Consider the following 1,478-nt stretch of genomic DNA (forward strand, 5'->3'; position numbering starts at 1 on the left):
CGCGTAGACCTACCGAAAAGCCCGTTTCCTGCCGGAAGCGGGCTGCGTGCCGTTCACGTGTCTTTCCGGTCCGGGGCCCTAGCGTGGCCCCGTGACGAGCAATCAGGAGATGTGGCGGCGGGCGGCCGTGGTGCTCTGTGCGGCAGCGGCGATGACCGGACAGGGACACCCGGCGGGCGCGTCCGCCGGGACGCCGTCGGCGGCCCTCGTCTACGTGGCCGACCTCCACGCCGACACGGTGTCGGTCGTCGACCCCGCCGCCGGCAGGGTCGTGGACGCCGTTCCCGTCGGGAGCGGACCGGACAGCGTGGCCGCCGCCCCGGACGGCTCCCGCGTCTACGTCACCGATTCGGCGGCGGACACCGTGTCGGTGATCGACGCCCGCAGCAGGAAGGTCATCGCGACCGTCCCCGTCGGAGACGAACCGAGCAGGGTGACGGTCTCCCCCGACAGCGAGCACGTCTACGTGGCCAACGTCGCCTCGGACACAGGTGCCGGCCGTCGGGGGTGAGCCGTATCCAACCTGAGCTCGGACGACGTGTCCGTGATCGGCACCCGCGCCCGTGCCGTCACGGACACCGTCCCGGTGGGCCACGGCCCCAACGGCCTGGCCGTCGGCCCGGACGGCTCCCGGGTCTACGTCAGCAACTTCGACTCCGACACCCTGTCGGTCATCGACGCCTCGACGGACCGCGTGAGGGACACCGTTCCCGTGGGCGACGGCCCGACGGGCGTGGCCGCGTCCCCCGGCCGGCCCTAGCCGGCCCTAGTCGGCGAACTCGCCGGCGTACGGGTCGGGCTCGCCCGTCTCGGGGTTGCGGCCCTCCTGCCAGCGGCGCTGCGCCTTGCGCCAGTGCACGAAGCTGAGGTGGCCGGCGTCCCAGAAGGTGATGCCGACGGGGCTCACGTCGAACTCGTCGGAGCACATCCGCAGCAGGAACTCGGCCATGCCGTACGGGTACACCGCGAAGGCCTCGGCGGTGTGCCGCCCGACGACGAGGACCGGCCAGCGGTCCGGGTCGGGGTCGGTGGTGAGCCAGCAGAGGATGTCGGCGCCGGCGGTGACCCCCCAGGCGATGATCGACTCCGGGTCCACGTCGAAGGCGGCCCGGCCGCCCCCGGCCTCCCAGGCCTGCCGGGCGTTGGCGGTCTCCTCGGCCATCTCGGCCGGGTCCCACTGGAGTCCGGGCTTCGGGAGGGGGAGCAGGATCCCGGCCTCGCCGTTGATCGAACCGGCGCCGAAACGGCCCATGAACGCGACGAAGTCGGAGGGGAAACGGGTGCCCCAGGCGGCCTCGGCCGCCTGCCAGTCGATGTCCTCGTCGGCGCCGTGCGTCGCCGGCATGATCTGCTCCAGCGCCTTGACCCGCGCGTTCTCCGTCATGCCCGCCGCTCCCCTGACACCCCACCTCAACCGCCCCAACCTACCGCCCGAGGGCGCCGTGACCTAGGCCGTCTCTTCCGGATCTTGTCTGACC

Annotated in this window: 3 protein-coding genes; 2 read left to right on the plus strand and 1 reads right to left on the minus strand. The window is 72.8% G+C overall.

The window, feature by feature from the left end; genetic code table 11:
• Nucleotides 1-91: 91 nt before the first annotated feature.
• Nucleotides 92-511 carry a YncE family protein gene (locus VR44_RS46965; RefSeq protein WP_245691652.1) on the plus strand — a complete coding sequence of 140 codons (420 nt, stop codon included), beginning with the start codon at nucleotides 92-94 and terminating at the stop codon, nucleotides 509-511.
• 12 nt (nucleotides 512-523) lie between these two features.
• Nucleotides 524-760, plus strand: coding sequence for a YncE family protein (locus tag VR44_RS46970; RefSeq protein ID WP_281187126.1), 237 nt, complete (start codon nucleotides 524-526; stop codon nucleotides 758-760).
• 6 nt (nucleotides 761-766) lie between these two features.
• Here the strand turns inward: VR44_RS46970 and VR44_RS09425 are convergent, their stop codons facing one another.
• Nucleotides 767-1,384, minus strand: coding sequence for an SMI1/KNR4 family protein (locus tag VR44_RS09425; protein ID WP_052713521.1), 618 nt, complete (start codon nucleotides 1,382-1,384; stop codon nucleotides 767-769).
• Nucleotides 1,385-1,478: the final 94 nt, after the last annotated feature.

The organism is Streptomyces katrae, from assembly GCF_000966975.1.
Taxonomy (GTDB): domain Bacteria; phylum Actinomycetota; class Actinomycetes; order Streptomycetales; family Streptomycetaceae; genus Streptomyces; species Streptomyces katrae.